The sequence below is a fragment of the Fusobacterium sp. genome, assembly GCF_019012925.1.
Taxonomy (GTDB): Bacteria; Fusobacteriota; Fusobacteriia; order Fusobacteriales; family Fusobacteriaceae; genus Fusobacterium_A.
In genome coordinates this window covers 1-17530 of sequence record NZ_JAGIRL010000022.1, presented here as the reverse complement: position 1 = coordinate 17530, position 17530 = coordinate 1, and the positions used below count along the sequence as shown (strand labels likewise).

The following is a 17530-nucleotide window of genomic DNA, read 5'->3' as shown; positions in this document are numbered from 1 at the left end:
TGATAGGTTGGGGGTGTAAGGGCTGTGAGGCCTTTAGCTGACCAATACTAATAAGTCGAAGTTTTAACCTTAATGATTTTACTATATAGTTTCAAATGTCTATTCTAATAGATATTAGCTTGGTGAGAAGAGCTACGGGGGTACACCCAGATACATTCCGAACCTGGAAGTTAAGCCCGTAAACGCTGAAAGTACTTGGAGGGAAGCCTCCTGGGAGGATAGGAACTTGCCAAGCTTTTTTATTTATAATGAGGTACCAAAAAATAAATAGATAAATTTTTAAAAAAATGTTTGACAAAGTTTTAAAAATATGGTAATATATCTAAGTCTTAGAAAGCAAGATATAAACTCTTTAACACCATACATAAGGATGTATGGGAGGATCTAAATGATACCGTTATGAGTGGAGGTGTAGAATTGAGAGTAAATATTCAATTAGAATGTACAGAGTGCAAAAGAAGAAACTATAGCACATCAAAAAATAAAAAGAATACTACAGAAAGATTAGAAATTAATAAATACTGTAAGTGGGACAAAAAAGTTACTTTACATAAAGAAACTAAGAAATAATTAGTTTAGTTTTTACAACGTGCAGGTCAATGGCTCAATTGGTAGAGCATCGGTCTCCAAAACCGAGGGTTGGGGGTTCGAGTCCCTCTTGACCTGCCATTTTTTTTATAATGTCGAATCAAAAGGTGATCGCATGAATCTTTTTCAAGGAATAAAAATGGAGTATTCCAAAGTTCAATGGCCTAACAAGGAGGAAATTAAAAATTCTACTCTTTGGGTAATAGCAATGAGCTTAATACTTAGTATATATTTGGGAGTTTTTGATTTGATTGCTTCTAGACTATTAAAAATTTTGGTATCTCTCTTTGGAGGATAATAAATATGGAAAAAACCTTAGTAAAAAAATGGTTTATGATTCATACTTATTCAGGGTATGAGAAAAAAGTTAAAACAGACCTTGAGCAGAAAATAGAAACTCTTGGAATGGGAGATATTGTTACAAAGATTCTTGTTCCAGAAGAAGAGACTATTGAAGAAGTAAGAGGAAAAAAGAAAACTGTTGCCAGAAAGATATTTCCTGGATATGTAATGCTAGAAATGGTAGCTACAAGAGAGGAAAGTAATGAAGGGATTAACTTTAGAGTTGATTCTGATGCTTGGTATGTAGTTAGAAATACAAATGGTGTAACAGGATTCGTAGGAGTTGGATCTGATCCTATTCCAATGGAAGATGAAGAAGTTATGAACATATTTAATGTCATAGGTTTAGATCTTACTGAGGAAGAAAAAGAGATCAAAGAAGTAATAAAAATTAACTTTGCTGTAGGTGATTATGTAAAAGTACTTAACGGTGGTTTTGCTGATCAAGAGGGTAAAGTAGCTGAAATAGATATGGAACATAAGAAAGCAAAAGTCATGATCGAAATGTTTGGAAGAATGACTCCAGTAGAAGTAGATTTTGACAGTGTTCAAAAGGCGTAATGCCTTGTTAGTGGGAGATGACACCGTCATTACCACACATTTTTCGGAGGTGTAATTTTAAAAAATGGCAAAAGAAGTAATTAAATTAATAAAACTACAATTACCAGCAGGTAAAGCTAACCCAGCTCCACCAGTTGGACCAGCATTAGGAGCTCACGGAGTAAACATTATGGAATTCTGTAAAGCATTCAATGCAAAAACTCAAGATAAATCAGGATGGATAATCCCAGTTGAGATTTCTGTTTATAACGATAGAAGTTTCACATTTATATTAAAAACTCCACCTGCATCAGACTTACTAAAGAAAGCAGCAGGAATCCAATCAGCAGCTAAGAACTCTAAAAAAGAAGTTGCTGGACAAATTACAACAGCTAAATTAAAAGAGATCGCTGAAACTAAAATGCCTGACTTAAACGCAGGATCAGTAGAAGCAGCTATGAGAATAATAGCTGGATCAGCAAGATCAATGGGAATAAAAATAGTAGACTAATTAATTTGTTTGGGAGATGGCTAATCGAGCCACTCTATATTAAGTGGTAGGAGGCATCCGCATCACCACAAAGGGAGGAAAATTAAACATGGCAAAACATAGAGGAAAAAAATACTTAGAAATAGCTAAGTTAGTAGAAACTGGAAAGCTTTATGAAGTAAAAGAAGCTTTAGATCTAGTATTAAAAACTAGAACAGCTAAATTTACTGAAACAGTAGAAGTAGCATTAAGATTAGGAGTAGATCCTAGACATGCTGACCAACAAGTTAGAGGAACAGTTGTATTACCTCACGGAACTGGAAAAACTGTAAAAGTATTAGCAATAACTTCAGGAGCTAACATTGAGAAGGCTTTAGCAGCTGGTGCAGATTATGCAGGAGCTGAGGAATATATAAACCAAATTCAACAAGGATGGCTTGATTTCGATTTAGTAATCGCTACTCCTGACATGATGCCTAAATTAGGAAGATTAGGAAAAATCCTAGGAACTAAAGGATTAATGCCTAACCCTAAATCAGGAACTGTAACTCCAAACATTGCAGAAGCAGTATCTGAATTCAAAAAAGGTAAATTAGCATTCAGAGTTGACAAATTAGGATCAATTCATGTACCAATTGGTAAAGCAGATTTCGCACCTGAGAAAATTGAAGAGAACTTCAAAGCTTTCTTAGATCAAATCACAAGATTAAAACCAGCAACTTCAAAAGGACAATACTTAAGAACTGTTGCTGTATCACTAACTATGGGACCTGGAATAAAAATGGACCCTGCATTAGTAGCAAAATACGTTGGATAAATAATTTAATATAGATCCAAACCAAAGACCGTAGGTGGTTGTGAACCTTAAAGTATCCTACCGAGGTTGGAATAAGGTTTCGCTAGCCTCATAGTTTGATTACAACCTCCGTTCCTAACCTTTGGCACGGAGGTAATTTTTAGAAAAAAGAGGAGGTGAATCAAAGAATGGCAACTCAAGCAAAAATCGAACAAGTAGCTGAACTAGCAGAAAAAATAAGAAAAGCTCAATCAGTAGTATTAGTTGACTATCAAGGAATCACAGTTAACGAGGAAACTGAATTAAGAAAAAAAGTAAGAGAAGCAGGTGCTGAATATCTAGTTGCAAAAAACAGATTATTCAAAATAGCATTAAAAGAAGCTGGAGTAGAAGATTCTTTTGATGATTTATTAGAAGGGACTACAGCATTCGCTTTTGGATATGATGATCCAGTAGCTCCTGCAAAATTAGTTTTTGATTTAGCAAAAGATAAGGCTAAAGCAAAAAAAGATATATTCAAAATTAAAGGTGGAGTATTAACAGGAAAAAGAGTTGAAGCAACTGAGGTAGAAGCTCTAGCTAAATTACCTTCAAGAGATCAATTACTTTCTATGTTACTTAACTCAATGCTTGGACCAATCAGAAAACTTGCTTACGCAACTGTGGCAATATCTGATAAAAAAGAAGCTGAAACTGCAGCTGAATAATTTGGTCAATATTCAATAATAAAAAAAATTCATTAAGATAATAATTTCGAAAATTAAGGGAGGAAAATTTAAATGGCATTCAATAGAGAGCAATTTATAGCTGATTTAGAAGCTATGACAGTTTTAGAATTAAAAGAATTAGTAACTGCTTTAGAAGAGCACTTCGGTGTAACTGCAGCAGCTCCAGTAGCAGTAGCAGTAGCAGGAGAGGGAGCAGCAGCAGCTGAAGAGAAAACTGAGTTTGACGTAATATTAGCAAACGCAGGAGCTAATAAAATAGCTGTAATCAAAGAAGTAAGAGCAATTACTGGATTAGGATTAAAAGAAGCTAAAGAATTAGTAGACAACGGTGGAAAATTAAAAGAGGGAGTTGCTAAAGAAGAAGCTGAAGCTATAAAAGAGAAGTTAACAGCTGCTGGAGCAACTGTAGAAGTTAAGTAATTAACTTTTAAACTGTTGACTAAGCAATAAATCTTAACTTAGTTAAAAAAAATAGGCACTCTTAAACAGAGTGCCTTTTTACTAATTATTAGAAGTATAATAATTTTTATTTTTGGAAAGTGATAATTAATCATTTGGAAATAGATGAGCCTGTTATTTTCAAGTGATTAGGTATTAAATTTTAAGATTGATAAGGGGTGTGAATTAATGGGGAAACTCGTTGAAAGATTGAATTTTGGAAGGATAAAAGAGAGAGGAACTATGCCTCATTTTCTTGAGTTCCAATTGGATTCCTATGAAGATTTTCTACAAGCTAAAGAAGCTCCAAATAATAGAAAAGACAAGGGGTTAGAATCAGCTTTTAGAGAAATTTTCCCTGTTGAATCTTCTAATGGAGATATCAAGTTAGAATATGTAGCATATGAGCTACATGAAGCTGAGCCACCATTAAATGATGAACTTGAGTGTAAAAAAAGAGGTAAGACTTACTCTGCTTCCCTAAAGGTAAGACTAAGACTTATAAATAAAAAGAGTGGAAATGAGATACAAGAATCATTAGTATATTTTGGAGAGATACCACTTATGACAGAAAGAGGAACTTTCGTAATAAATGGTGCGGAAAGAGTTGTTGTATCACAGTTACATAGATCACCAGGAGTGTCATTTAATAAAGAGATCAACATTCAAACTGGTAAAGACCTTTTCTCAGGAAAAATTATTCCTTATAAAGGGACTTGGCTTGAATTTGAAACTGATAAAAATGATTTCCTTAGTGTAAAGATTGACAGAAAGAAAAAAGTATTAGCAACTGTATTCTTAAAGGCTATTGATTTTTTTGAGAATAATACAGAGATAAAAGATTACTTTTTAGAGACAAAGGAATTAGAATTAACTCCTATATTCCAAAAATATAAAAATAGAGAAGAGCTAATAAGTGTTCTTAGAACTAAATTTGAAGGTAGCTTTATCAAAGAGGATATCTATGATGAAGAGACTGGAGAGATAATAGCAGAAGTAGATGCAGTTATTGATGAAGCATTAATTGAGACATTAATTGATGCGAAAGTAGAAAAAGTAAGTTATTGGGAAGTTAAACCTGAAGACAAACTTTTAGCTAATACAGTATTAAATGATACAACTTTAACAAAAGAAGAAGCTGTTACAGAGGTATTTAAAAAATTAAGACCAGGGGATTTAGTAACTATAGATTCTGCTAAATCACTTATCAGACAAATGTTCTTCAACCCTCAAAGATATGATCTTGAGCCAGTTGGAAGATACAAAATGAACAAGAGACTTAAGTTAAATGTAGCTGATGATGAGATACTTTTAACAAAAGAAGATATAATCGCTACTATGAAGTATGTAATTAACTTAAATAATGGAAATGGACATACTGATGATATAGATAACCTATCAAATAGAAGGGTTAGAGGAGTTGGAGAGTTACTATTAATGCAAATTAAAGCAGGACTTTCTAAGATGGGAAAAATGGTAAGAGAGAAGATGACTATTCAAGACTCTGAAACATTAACACCACAATCTCTATTAAATACTAGACCTCTAAATGCATTGATATTAGATTTCTTTGGATCTGGACAGTTATCACAGTTCATGGACCAATCAAACCCATTATCAGAGTTAACTCATAAGAGAAGAATTTCAGCATTAGGACCTGGAGGATTATCAAGAGAAAGAGCAGGATTCGAGGTTAGAGACGTACATGACTCTCACTATGGAAGAATCTGTCCTATAGAGACTCCAGAGGGACCAAACATCGGTCTTATTGGATCACTAGCTATATATGCTAAGATCAACAAATATGGATTTATTGAAACTCCATATATAAAAGTTGTAGATGGAAAAGCTGACTTTGATAGAATAGAGTACTTAGCAGCAGATGAGGAAGAGGGATTATTCATAGCCCAAGCCGATACAAAAATTGGAGAAAACAACGAACTTCTTGGAGAGGTTGTTTGTAGATTTGGACATGAAATAGTTAATATAACTGGAGAAAAAGTTGATTACTTAGATATCTCTCCTAAACAAGTGGTATCAGTATCAGCTGGATTAATACCATTCCTAGAGCATGACGACGCCAACAGAGCACTGATGGGATCAAACATGCAAAGACAAGCAGTACCATTATTAAGAACAGAAGCTCCTTATATAGGAACAGGACTAGAGAGAAAAGTTGCTGTTGACTCTGGAGCATTAGTTGTATCTAAGGTAGACGGTAAAGTAGTTTATGTGGATGCAAGTAAAGTTATAGTTGAAGATGAAAATGGAAAAGAGTATAAATATAGAATGCTTAACTATGAGAGATCAAACGCATCAATGTGTTTACATCAAACTCCATTAGTATCAGTTGGAGACGAGGTAAAAGTAGGAAGCATACTTGCTGATGGTCCAGCTACTAAAGGTGGAGATTTAGCACTAGGTAGAAATATTCTAATGGCATTCATGCCTTGGGAAGGATATAACTACGAGGACGCGATCCTAATTTCTGATAGATTAAGAAAAGATGATGTATTTACATCTATCCATATTGAAGAGTATGAAATAGAAGCTAGAAATACAAAATTAGGAGATGAAGAGATCACAAGAGAGATCCCTAATATCTCTGAAGATGCACTAAGAAAATTAGATGCAAATGGAATTATAACTGTAGGATCTGAAGTAGGACCTGGAGATATATTAGTTGGAAAAACTGCTCCTAAGGGAGAAACTGAGCCACCAGCAGAGGAAAAACTTCTAAGAGCAATCTTTGGAGAGAAAGCAAGAGATGTAAGAGATACATCATTGAGAATGCCTCACGGATCTAAAGGTACAGTAGTTGAAATTCTTGAGCTTTCAAGAGAGAATGGAGACGAATTAAAAGCTGGTGTAAACAAAGCTATAAAAATATTAGTAGCTGAAAAGAGAAAGATAACTGTTGGAGATAAGATGTCAGGACGTCACGGAAACAAAGGGGTTGTTTCAAGAGTATTACCTGCTGAAGATATGCCATTCTTAGCAGATGGAACACACTTAGACGTTGTACTTAACCCACTAGGGGTGCCTTCACGTATGAACATTGGACAGGTACTAGAGGTACACTTAGGAATGGCAATGGGTAACTACAATGGTGGAACACACATAGCAACTCCAGTATTCGATGGAGCATCAGAAGAGCAAGTAAAAGATTACTTAGAAAAACTAGGATTCCCTAGAAGTGGAAAAGTGGATCTTTATGATGGAAGAACAGGAGATAAATTTGATAACCCTGTAACTGTAGGAAGAATGTATATGTTAAAACTACACCACCTTGTAGAAGATAAGATGCACGCGAGAGCTATTGGACCATACTCACTAGTAACTCAACAACCACTAGGAGGTAAGGCACAATTCGGAGGACAAAGACTTGGAGAGATGGAGGTTTGGGCACTAGAAGCTTATGGAGCATCAAACATACTTCAAGAGATGTTAACAGTAAAATCAGATGACGTTACTGGAAGAACTAAAACTTATGAAGCGATTATCAAAGGGGAAGAGATGCCAGAAGCTGATCTACCAGAGTCATTCAAAGTTTTATTAAAAGAGTTCCAAGCATTAGCATTAGATGTAGAGTTATTCGACACAGAAAACAATATAATAAATGTTGATGAGGAATTAAATAAAGAGGAAGTACTAACTGAGTACTCACCTTTAGATGATTTTAAAGATTAATAAAAAAATAATTTATATAATATATTAAGATAGAAATAAGTTAAGGAGTCCCTCTCTTTAGCTTATTTCTAATCATTATGGCTTTATCTCAATAAGGAGGCTTTGTATTTAATGGGAATTAGAAGTTTTGAGAAAATAAGAATTAGATTAGCATCTCCTGAGAAGATCGAAGAATGGTCTCATGGAGAGGTTACAAAACCTGAAACTATAAACTATAGAACTTTAAATCCAGAAAGTGATGGACTTTTCTGTGAAAAGATATTCGGACCAACAAAAGATTGGGAATGTGGATGTGGAAAGTACAAAAGAATGAGATATAAGGGACTAGTTTGTGAGAAATGTGGGGTAGAAGTAACTAGATCTAAGGTAAGAAGAGAGAGAATGGGACACATTTCTCTTGCTGCACCAGTTTCTCATATTTGGTATTCTAAAGGAACACCAAATAAAATGTCGCTTATAATAGGATTATCTCCAAAAGAATTGGAATCTGTACTATATTTTGCAAGATACGTAGTAACAGAGACTGGAGAGAGTAACTTAAAAGAAGGAAAAATATTAACTGAAAAAGAGTATAAACTATACAAACAGTTATATGGAAATAGATTTGAGGCTTTAATGGGAGCTGAAGCTATACTAAAACTTCTTGAAAAGATAAATCTTGAAGAGTTAAGAGAAGAATTAGAAAAAGAGTTAGATGATGTAAGCTCATCACAAAAAAGAAAGAAAGTTGTAAAAAGATTAAAAATAGTTAGAGATTTTATCTCTTCAGACAACAAACCTGAATGGATGATATTAAAAAATGTTCCAGTTATACCAGCTGATTTAAGACCTATGGTACAATTAGATGGAGGAAGATTTGCTACTTCTGACTTAAATGATCTATACAGAAGAGTTATCAATAGAAATAACAGACTTAAGAAGTTATTAGAGATAAAAGCACCTGAAATCGTTGTTAAAAACGAAAAAAGAATGCTTCAAGAAGCAGTGGACGCTTTAATAGATAACGGAAGAAGAGGAAAACCTGTTGTTGCTCAAAACAATAGAGAGTTAAAGTCTTTATCAGATATGTTAAAAGGAAAACAAGGAAGATTTAGACAAAATCTACTAGGTAAAAGGGTTGACTACTCAGCGAGATCGGTTATCGTTGTTGGACCTTCATTAAAAATGAACCAATGTGGAATCCCTAAGAAAATGGCTCTTGAGCTTTATAAGCCTTTCATAATGAGAGAACTTGTAAAGAGAGAGTTAGCTTCTAACATAAAAACTGCTAAAAAATTAGTTGAAGAAGCAGATGACAAAGTATGGGATGTAATTGAAGATGTAATTCAAGATCACCCAGTATTACTAAACAGAGCCCCGACTCTACACAGACTATCTATTCAAGCTTTTGAACCTGTGTTAATAGAAGGAAAGGCTATTAGACTTCACCCATTAGTATGTTCAGCATTCAACGCTGACTTCGACGGGGACCAAATGGCAGTTCACTTAATGTTATCACCAGAAGCTATAATGGAAGCTAAACTACTTATGTTAGCTCCAAACAACATAATCTCTCCTTCAAATGGAGAGCCGATAGCTGTTCCGTCTCAGGATATGGTTATGGGATGTTTCTATATGACAAAAGAGAGACCAGGATCTAAAGGAGAAGGAAAAGCATTCTCAAATATAGATCAAGCATTAACAGCTTACCAAAATAAAGTAATAGATACACATGCTATTATAAAAGTAAGAATAAATGGTGAGATGATAGAAACTACTGCTGGTAGATTGATGTTCAATGAACTATTACCAGAAGTGGATAAACAATATAACCAAACTTTTGGAAAATCACAGTTAAAGAAATTAATTGCTAAGTTATATGACGAGCACGGATTTGCTGAAACTGCTGAATTAATCAATAACATCAAAAACTTTGGATACCATTATGGTGCTATGGCAGGGGTATCTGTTGGTATTGAAGACCTTGAAATTCCAGAAGCTAAGAAAGAGATATTAGCTAAAGCTGATGAACAAGTAGCTCAAATCGAAGCTGACTATAAAGCTGGTAAGATAATAAACGAAGAGAGATACAGAAAAACTATCACTGTTTGGTCAGAAGCAACTGACGCAGTAACAAAAGCAATGATGGACGGACTAGATCAGTTCAACCCAGTTTACATGATGGCGAACTCAGGAGCCAGAGGTAATATTTCTCAGATGAGACAGCTAGCTGCAATGAGGGGAAATATGGCCGATACACAGGGTAGAATCATTGAGGTACCTATTAAAGCCAACTTCCGTGAGGGACTAACAGTATTAGAGTTCTTTATGTCATCACACGGAGCTAGAAAAGGACTAGCAGATACTGCGTTAAGAACTGCCGATTCAGGATACTTAACAAGAAGACTTGTTGATATTTCACATGAAGTTATAGTAAATGCTGAAGATTGTGGAACTCATCAAGGAATAGAAGTTGGAGAATTAATCTCTGATGGTAAAGTTATTGAAGAGTTAAAAGAGAGAATCAATGGAAGAGTTCTTGCTGAAGATTTAGTATTCGAAGGAGAAGTTATAGCTACTAGAAATACTTTAATTGGAAAAGAACTAATCAAGAAAATTGATGAATTAGGAATTAGAAAGGTTAAGATCAGATCTCCATTAACATGTGCTCTAGAAAAAGGAGTATGTAGAAAATGTTATGGAATGGACTTATCTAACCATAAAGAGATATTACTTGGAGAAGCGGTTGGAGTTATAGCAGCTCAATCAATCGGAGAACCAGGAACACAGCTTACAATGAGAACGTTCCATACTGGAGGAGTTGCAACAGCAGCAACAGTAGTAACAGGAGTTAGAGCTGAAAACTCAGGTAAAGTAGCATATAGAGATGTTAAGATACTTGTAAATGAAGAGAATGGAGACGAGATTGTAGTTAGCCAATCTGCTAAATTAATTATTGGAAACTATGATTATGAAGTTCCTTCTGGATCAATATTAAAAGTTAAAGAGGGACAACATGTTGAGATTGGAGAAACTCTAGTAACATTTGATCCATTCCATATTCCTATTATTGCTGACCAAGATGGAAGAATAGAGTACAGAGAACTTTACGTAAAAGAAAACTATGATGAAAAATATGATGTTACAGAGTTTATGGCAATAAAACCTGTAGAGTCTGGAGATATCAACCCTAGAGTTGTAGTTTTTGATACTGAAGGAAATACAAAAGGAAGTTACACTATCCCATTCGGAGCTTACTTGATGGTAAGAGAAGGGGAAGAGATCAAAAAAGGACAGATTATTGCTAAGATAATAAAAGAAGGAGCTGGAACAAAAGACATCACTGGAGGTCTTCCAAGAGTTCAAGAGTTATTTGAAGCAAGAAATCCAAAAGGAAAAGCAATGCTTACTGAGATAGAAGGTAAGATTGAAGTAACTGGTAAGAAGAAAAAAGGTATGAGAGTAATCTTAGTAAAATCAGTATCTGATTCAAGTGATTACAAAGAGTACTTAGTACCAGTTGGAGAGCGTCTAGTTGTTACTGACGGAATGCTTGTAAAAGCAGGAGATAAGATAACAGAAGGAGCTATATCTCCATTTGACGTATTAAATATTAAAGGACTTGTAGCAGCTGAGCAGTTCATCCTAGAATCTGTACAACAAGTGTATAGAGACCAAGGAGTTACTGTAAATGATAAGCATATAGAGATTATCGTTAAACAGATGTTTAAGAAAGTTAGAATTGTTGATTCAGGAGCTTCTTTATTCTTAGAAGATGAAGTAGTTGAGAAGAGAGTAGTTGAATTAGAAAATGAAAAACTACAAGCTCTAGGAAAACCAGTAATCAAATATGAACCAATTATTCAAGGTATAACTAAAGCCGCTGTAAATACAGGAAGTTTCATATCAGCAGCATCATTCCAAGAGACTACAAAAGTTCTTTCAAATGCAGCTATAGAAGGAAAAGTTGACTTCTTAGAAGGATTGAAAGAGAACGTAATCATTGGTAAGAAGATACCTGCAGGAACAGGATTTAGTGCTTACAAGAAGATAAAAGCAAAGGTTATAGAAGAAGATTTAATGGAGCAAGAGTAATCTGAATAATATATAAAGAATAGGCGACAATGTCGCCTATTCCTATATTTTATCTTTTTGGAGGTAAATTATGAGAAGTATGACAGGATATTCAAAACTATCATATCAAGATGAGAAGTATAACTTGAATATGGAGTTGAAGAGTGTAAACAACAAGAATTTAAATTTAAAAATAAAACTTCCATATAATTTAAATTTTTTAGAGGGATTGATAAGAACTGAAGTTGCCTCAAAGGTAAGCAGAGGATCCCTAGATTTAAAAATTGAATTTAATGATTTGAGAGATTTAGGAAAACTTTTTGACTATGACAAAGAGCAGAGCAAGGGTTATATGAATGTCTTAGATGAAATGGAAAAAGATTTTAATGAAAAATTTACAAACAAGATGGACATTTTAGTTAGAAATTTAAATGTAATAAAGAAAAATGATTTTGAAATTGATGAGAATGAGTATAGTCAATTTATAGTTGAAAAGTTGAGAGAGCTTCTAGTTCCTTTTATAAAAACAAGAGAGGAAGAGGGAGAGAGACTGAGAGTTTACTTCCTAGAGAGATTAGCTGTAATTGAAAAAAATATTCAAGAGATCAAAAAATATAAAGAGCAGGTAGTTGAAATATACAGAGCTAAACTTTTAGAGAGATTGGATAAGATCAGAGGCGATATAGAGTTTAAGCAGGAAGATATTTTAAAAGAGATACTTCTTTTTACAGATCGTTCAGATATTTCAGAAGAGATTTCTAGATTGGATAGTCACCTGGAGCAATTGAAGAAAGAGCTTCTAATAAAAGGTGAACCAATAGGTAAAAAAATAGATTTTATATTACAAGAGATATACAGAGAGCTTAATACAACTGGTGTTAAATCAAATCTTTATGATATTTCAAAATTAATTGTAGAGTGTAAGAACGAACTTGAAAAAATTAGAGAACAATCTATGAATATAGAGTAGGAGGAGAGATGAAACCAATAAATATAGGTTTTGGGAATATGGTTATGGAAAATAGGATAATAGCCATAGTCAACCCTGATTCTGCTCCAAGTAAAAGACTTAAAGAGGAAGCTAAAGCTCAGAATAGATTGATTGATGCAACCTTAGGTAAGAAAACAAAAACTCTCATAATAACAGATTCTAACCATGTTATTATGTCGGCGATTAACCCAGAAACAATATCATTGAGAATAGAGAGAGGAGATAAAAATGAGTAGAGGAATAAAAGGACATCTATATATAGTATCTGGTCCTAGTGGTGCTGGAAAATCTACTATTTGTAGAATGGTACGTAAAATGCTTGGGATAAACTTAGCTACTTCAGCTACAACAAGAGCTCCTAGAGAGGGAGAGTTAAATGGTAGAGATTACTATTTCTTAACAAAAGAGGAGTTTATAGCTAAGGAAAAAAATGGGGAATTTTTAGAGTATGCTACTGTTCACGGAAATTATTATGGTACTTTAAAGTCAGAAGTTGAAAGTAGACTTTTAGCTGGAGAAGATGTAATATTAGAGATAGATGTTCAAGGAGGACTACAAGTTAAAGCCCAATATCCTGATGCACATTTAATCTTCTTTAAAACTCCTACTAAAGAGGACTTAGAAGCTAGACTAAGAGGAAGAAAGACAGATAGTGAAGAAGTTATTCAATTGAGATTAAAAAACTCAATCAAAGAGTTAGAGTATGAAAAGGATTATGATATGACTATAATCAATAATACAGTTGAAGATTCTTGTAATGCACTTAAAAAAATCATTGAGGATAAAAATAATTAATAGGAGATATACTATGAAAAAAGAGATAATATATGATGAATTATTAGAGAAAATACCAAATAAATATATTTTAACTATTGTAAGTGGGCAAAGAGCTAGACAGATAGGAAAGGGAGAACCAATCTTAACTAAGTATAGCAAAAAAGATACAGATGTAAAAAAGGCTTTTAGAGAGATCTTGGCTGATAAGATCGGATACGAGATAGTAGAAGAAAAAGTCGGTGAATAATTTATGTTGAAAAAAATATTGGCAATTTTAATATTGCCAATTTTTATTTTATCTTGCGGAAAAAAAGAGATTAAAAAGATAGAGAAAAATAGCTTTTTATTCGGAACTTATATAAGTATTACCGTATATGATGAAGATGAAAAATTGGCAAAGAGAGCTATTGAATTAGCATTTAATGAGATTGAGAGATTGGATAATAAATTTAATAGCAAGGTAAAAGGAAGCCTTATAGATAAACTTAACTCTGGAGAGGAGAAGGAGATTATCTTAGATGACGAGGGAAAATATATATTTCAAAATTTAAAGAGTGTATATGAGTTATCTGATGAAAAGTATGATATAACTATAGGTCCACTTTTAGATCTTTGGGATTTTGGAAGTAAGGCTGAAAGAGCTGTTCCAACTACTGATCAATTGGATAAAGCTAAGAGTAAGGTAGATTTTTCAAAAGTGATCTTAGATGGAAATAGACTCTATTATGCAGATAATGGTATTGAGATAGATACAGGTTCTTTTTTGAAAGGATATGCAATTGAAAAGGCTAAAGAGGTTATGGTAAATGAGGGGATAAAAAGTGCCTTTATCTCATCTATTTCAAGTATAGAAACAATAAATACTAAGCCTGAAGGTAAAAAATGGAGAATTGGAATTGAAAATCCAGAGGACACACAAGAGTTATTGGGAGTTGTAGAACTGGATAATCAAGGTATGGGTGTATCTGGAGATTATCAAACTTTTATAGAGATAGATGGAAAAAAATATCACCATATTTTAGATAAAACTGATGGTTACCCAGTAAAAGATAAGAAGATGGTAGTTGTAATATCAAATAATGCTTTTTTCTCTGATATGTATTCAACAGCCTTCTTTATGATGCCAATTTCCAAGATAATAGAGTTTTCAGAAAAGAATAATTTGGCTGTTTTAGTTGTGGATAGTAATATGAAAATCTATATGTCAAAGGATTTTAACCTATTAAAAAAATAGAAGTATATTTTTGCTCAAAAAATACTCAAAAAATTATTATAAATTACAATTAAATTTCCTTGAATATACTATACAAAAGGAGTATAGTATAAATGTAAAGAATATAGTTTATGGAGGGAATAAAGTGAGTAAAATAGTGGTAATAGGTGCAAATCATGCTGGAACAGCAGCAATAAATACAATTTTAACAAATTATCCAGAACAGGAAGTAGTAGTTTTTGATAAAAATTCGAATATAAGTTTTTTAGGTTGTGGAATGGCGTTATGGATTGGAAAACAGATTTCAGGTCCTGAGGGATTATTCTATGCTACAAAAGATGGATTGGAAGCAAAGGGTGCTAAAATTCATATGGAAACTGCAGTAGATAGAGTGGATTTCCAGAAAAAAGTTGTATATGCAACAGGAAAAAATGGTGAAAAATATGTTGAGCAATATGATAAATTAATACTTTCAACAGGTTCTTTGCCTATAGATTTAAATATACCAGGAAAAGATTTAGAAAATGTTCAATTTGTAAAACTTTATCAACATGCAGAAGATGTGATAAAGAAATTAGAGAACAAAGAATTAAAAAATATAGTTGTTGTAGGAGCTGGATATATTGGAGTAGAACTAGCTGAAGCTTTCCAAAGAATAGGAAAGAATGTAGAGTTAGTTGATTTGGCAGATAGTTGTCTATCAGGATACTATGACAAAGAGTTCAGAGATCTAATGACAAAAAATTTAAAAGATAATGGAATAAATTTAAATTTTGGTGAGAGAGTTCTTGAGATAAAAGGAAATGGTAAAGTAGAAGAGGTAGTAACAGATAAGAAAACTTATAAAGCTGATATGGTTATCTTAGCTGTGGGATTTGTACCAAATAATATTTTAGGAAAAGATAGCTTAGAACTATTTAAAGGTTGTGCGTATAAAGTAGATTTAACACAAAAAACAAGTATAGATGATGTATATGCTATTGGAGATTGTGCTACTGTATATGATAACTCAATACAGGATACTAACTATATAGCACTTGCAACAAATGCTGTAAGATCAGGAGTTATAGCTGCTCACAATGCTTGTGGAACTAAGTTAGAGAGTGTGGGAGTACAAGGATCAAATGGAATCTCTATCTACGGATTAAATATGGTATCTACAGGTTTAACTTTAGAAAAAGCTAAAAAATTAGGTTATAATGCAGTGGCAACAAACTATGAAGATCTTCAAAAGCCAGGATTCATTGAAAAGAACAACAATAAAGTAATGATAAGTATAGTTTATGATATGGATTCAAGAAGAGTATTAGGAGCTCAAATAGCTTCAAAACAAGATATTTCAATGAGTATACATATGTTCTCATTAGCAATTCAAGAGGGAGTGACTATAGATAAATTAAAATTATTAGATATCTTCTTCCTACCTCATTTTAATCAACCATATAACTATATAACAATGGCAGCTTTAGGGGCTAAATAGTTAGTAAAAAGTAGCTTTTTTCCTTTTAGGAGGGTATGAAAATGTTAAAATTAGTAATTTTTGATATGGATGGAGTTATTTTAGATAGTGAAAGAGTGGCAAATTTAGCTTGGTTTCAAGTGAATGAAAAATATGATTTGGGACTCAATATTGAGAAGCTGAAAGAGATAAAAGGTGGAACAGCAGTAAGAACTCTGGAGGTATTGAGTAAACAAGTTGGAAAAACTCTTGCAGAGAAGATTATGGAAGAGAAAAAAGAGATCCAAATGTCTATAATCAAAAAAGAAAATGGAATTAAATTAAAAGAGGGAGTAGTTGAACTTTTAAAATATATTAAAGAAAAGGGATTAAAATGTATAGTAGCAACCTCAACTACCAAAGAAAGAGCTGAAAAGCAACTGAAAGAAACAGGTGTATACGGTTATTTTGATAACTTAGTCTATGGTGATGAGATAAAAAATGGAAAGCCAGACCCTGAAATTTTTCTAAAAGCCTGTGAAAAAATTGGAGTATCTCCAATTGAAGCAGTGGTTATAGAGGACTCTGTATTAGGGGCAACAGCTGCCAATAGAGCTGGAATAAAATGCTTTGTAGTAGAGGATACTATGAAGTTTAGTGTTGAAGAAAATAGATTAACTACAAGAAAGTATACAAGCCTATTAGAAGTAGTAGGAAACCTATAATTTATCATTTTATATTGACAACTGTTCAAAATTATAATATACTTATCCTAAGAAATAAAAAAGAAGGTTAAATCTGTTGTGAATAATATATAACTTCATATAAAAATCCATAAATATTGAAAGATTACGATATAATACTATTGAGGTGATAATATGAAATATTACTCAATAGGAGAATTTGCAGATAAAATAGGAAAAACGATTCAAACTCTTAGAAATTGGGATAAGAATAATACTTTTAAACTTGCTAAAGTAAAAAAATGATTAAGGAGTTAATAGAAGATGATACTTGCAAAGAAAGTTAGATTGTATCCAACCAAAGAGCAAGAACAGAAATTATGGCAATGTGTTGGAACTGCTAGGTTTATCTATAACTATACTCTTGCGAAACAGGAAGAAAATTATAGAAATGGTGGTAAATTTATTAGCGATGGAATTATCAGAAAAGAATTAACTCAACTAAAAAAGTCAGAACTAATTTGGTTGAATGAAGTATCAAACAATGTTACTAAACAAGCTGTAAAAGACGCTTGTAATGCCTATAAAAATTTTTTTAAAGGTTTAGTTAATAAGCCAAAATTTAAGAGTAAAAAGAAAAGTAAACCTAGTATTTAGAATGATACTTCAAAATTAAAATTTAAAGAGAAAAAAGTCTTAATTGAAAAAGTAGGTTGGATAAACACAAATGAACAAATACCTACGGAAGTTAACCATAATAATC

General features: G+C 32.9%; 17 protein-coding genes, 1 tRNA gene, 1 rRNA gene, 1 pseudogene and 1 other annotated feature. All 20 genes and pseudogenes read left to right on the top strand.

All coding sequences use genetic code 11. The features are described from left to right. Nucleotides 1–118: 118 nt before the first annotated feature. The 20 genes and pseudogenes from rrf (at nucleotide 119) to QZ286_RS03730 (ending at nucleotide 17424) form a co-directional block, all read left to right on the top strand. Nucleotides 119–235, top strand: a 5S ribosomal RNA gene (gene rrf / locus QZ286_RS03825). Nucleotides 236–417: 182 nt separating this feature from the next. Beyond that, the gene (gene rpmG / locus QZ286_RS03820) at nucleotides 418–570 is read left to right on the top strand and encodes a 50S ribosomal protein L33 (protein WP_035960606.1); all 153 of its coding nucleotides are present in this window, start codon (nucleotides 418–420) and stop codon (nucleotides 568–570) included. A 23-nt stretch (nucleotides 571–593) separates the two neighbouring features. After that, nucleotides 594–669, top strand: a tRNA-Trp gene (locus QZ286_RS03815). Nucleotides 670–703: 34 nt separating this feature from the next. Next, a complete protein-coding gene (secE, locus tag QZ286_RS03810; protein ID WP_291255654.1) occupies nucleotides 704–886 on the top strand; it encodes a preprotein translocase subunit SecE in 183 nt (60 codons plus the stop codon). Nucleotides 887–891: 5 nt separating this feature from the next. Then, nucleotides 892–1491 carry a transcription termination/antitermination protein NusG gene (gene nusG / locus QZ286_RS03805; protein ID WP_291255653.1) on the top strand — a complete coding sequence of 200 codons (600 nt, stop codon included), beginning with the start codon at nucleotides 892–894 and terminating at the stop codon, nucleotides 1489–1491. Between the two features lie 64 nt (nucleotides 1492–1555). Further along, nucleotides 1556–1981, top strand: a complete 426-nt coding sequence (gene rplK / locus QZ286_RS03800) for a 50S ribosomal protein L11 (RefSeq protein ID WP_291255652.1) — start codon at nucleotides 1556–1558, stop codon at nucleotides 1979–1981. An 88-nt stretch (nucleotides 1982–2069) separates the two neighbouring features. Next, nucleotides 2070–2777 carry a 50S ribosomal protein L1 gene (gene rplA, locus QZ286_RS03795; protein ID WP_291255651.1) on the top strand — a complete coding sequence of 236 codons (708 nt, stop codon included), beginning with the start codon at nucleotides 2070–2072 and terminating at the stop codon, nucleotides 2775–2777. A gap of 3 nt (nucleotides 2778–2780) precedes the next feature. Continuing rightward, nucleotides 2781–2925 (top strand) — a sequence feature (ribosomal protein L10 leader region). Nucleotides 2926–2944: 19 nt separating this feature from the next. Beyond that, nucleotides 2945–3463 carry a 50S ribosomal protein L10 gene (rplJ, locus tag QZ286_RS03790; RefSeq protein ID WP_291255650.1) on the top strand — a complete coding sequence of 173 codons (519 nt, stop codon included), beginning with the start codon at nucleotides 2945–2947 and terminating at the stop codon, nucleotides 3461–3463. A 72-nt stretch (nucleotides 3464–3535) separates the two neighbouring features. Then, nucleotides 3536–3904, top strand: coding sequence for a 50S ribosomal protein L7/L12 (gene rplL / locus QZ286_RS03785; protein WP_291255649.1), 369 nt, complete (start codon nucleotides 3536–3538; stop codon nucleotides 3902–3904). 207 nt (nucleotides 3905–4111) lie between these two features. Continuing rightward, nucleotides 4112–7612: a DNA-directed RNA polymerase subunit beta gene (rpoB, locus tag QZ286_RS03780; protein ID WP_291255648.1), complete on the top strand. Its 3501-nt coding sequence runs from the start codon at nucleotides 4112–4114 to the stop codon at nucleotides 7610–7612. 111 nt (nucleotides 7613–7723) lie between these two features. Beyond that, the gene (gene rpoC, locus QZ286_RS03775) at nucleotides 7724–11686 is read left to right on the top strand and encodes a DNA-directed RNA polymerase subunit beta' (protein ID WP_291255647.1); all 3963 of its coding nucleotides are present in this window, start codon (nucleotides 7724–7726) and stop codon (nucleotides 11684–11686) included. 70 nt (nucleotides 11687–11756) lie between these two features. Next, on the top strand, nucleotides 11757–12635 hold the full coding sequence (locus tag QZ286_RS03770; protein WP_291255646.1) for a YicC/YloC family endoribonuclease: 879 nt from the start codon (nucleotides 11757–11759) through the stop codon (nucleotides 12633–12635). Nucleotides 12636–12643: 8 nt separating this feature from the next. Beyond that, on the top strand, nucleotides 12644–12892 hold the full coding sequence (locus QZ286_RS03765; RefSeq protein WP_291255645.1) for a DUF370 domain-containing protein: 249 nt from the start codon (nucleotides 12644–12646) through the stop codon (nucleotides 12890–12892). After that, nucleotides 12885–13451: a guanylate kinase gene (gmk, locus tag QZ286_RS03760; protein ID WP_291255644.1), complete on the top strand. Its 567-nt coding sequence runs from the start codon at nucleotides 12885–12887 to the stop codon at nucleotides 13449–13451. Before QZ286_RS03765 ends, gmk begins: the two co-directional genes overlap by 8 nt. A 13-nt stretch (nucleotides 13452–13464) precedes the next feature. Then, nucleotides 13465–13680, top strand: a complete 216-nt coding sequence (gene rpoZ / locus QZ286_RS03755; RefSeq protein WP_291255643.1) for a DNA-directed RNA polymerase subunit omega — start codon at nucleotides 13465–13467, stop codon at nucleotides 13678–13680. Between the two features lie 3 nt (nucleotides 13681–13683). Further along, complete coding sequence (locus QZ286_RS03750) at nucleotides 13684–14667, top strand: FAD:protein FMN transferase (protein ID WP_291255642.1); 984 nt, start codon at nucleotides 13684–13686, stop codon at nucleotides 14665–14667. Nucleotides 14668–14791: 124 nt separating this feature from the next. Continuing rightward, nucleotides 14792–16126, top strand: a complete 1335-nt coding sequence (gene nox / locus QZ286_RS03745; RefSeq protein WP_291255641.1) for a H2O-forming NADH oxidase — start codon at nucleotides 14792–14794, stop codon at nucleotides 16124–16126. Nucleotides 16127–16167: 41 nt separating this feature from the next. Further along, nucleotides 16168–16809 (top strand): HAD family phosphatase, encoded by a 642-nt coding sequence (locus QZ286_RS03740; protein WP_291255640.1) that lies wholly within the window; start codon nucleotides 16168–16170, stop codon nucleotides 16807–16809. A 153-nt stretch (nucleotides 16810–16962) separates the two neighbouring features. Then, nucleotides 16963–17043 (top strand): annotated as a pseudogene (locus QZ286_RS03735) (IS607 family transposase); the annotation flags it as partial. A gap of 48 nt (nucleotides 17044–17091) precedes the next feature. Further along, the gene (locus QZ286_RS03730) at nucleotides 17092–17424 is read left to right on the top strand and encodes a transposase (RefSeq protein ID WP_291255639.1); all 333 of its coding nucleotides are present in this window, start codon (nucleotides 17092–17094) and stop codon (nucleotides 17422–17424) included. The last annotated feature ends 106 nt before the right edge of the window (nucleotides 17425–17530 follow it).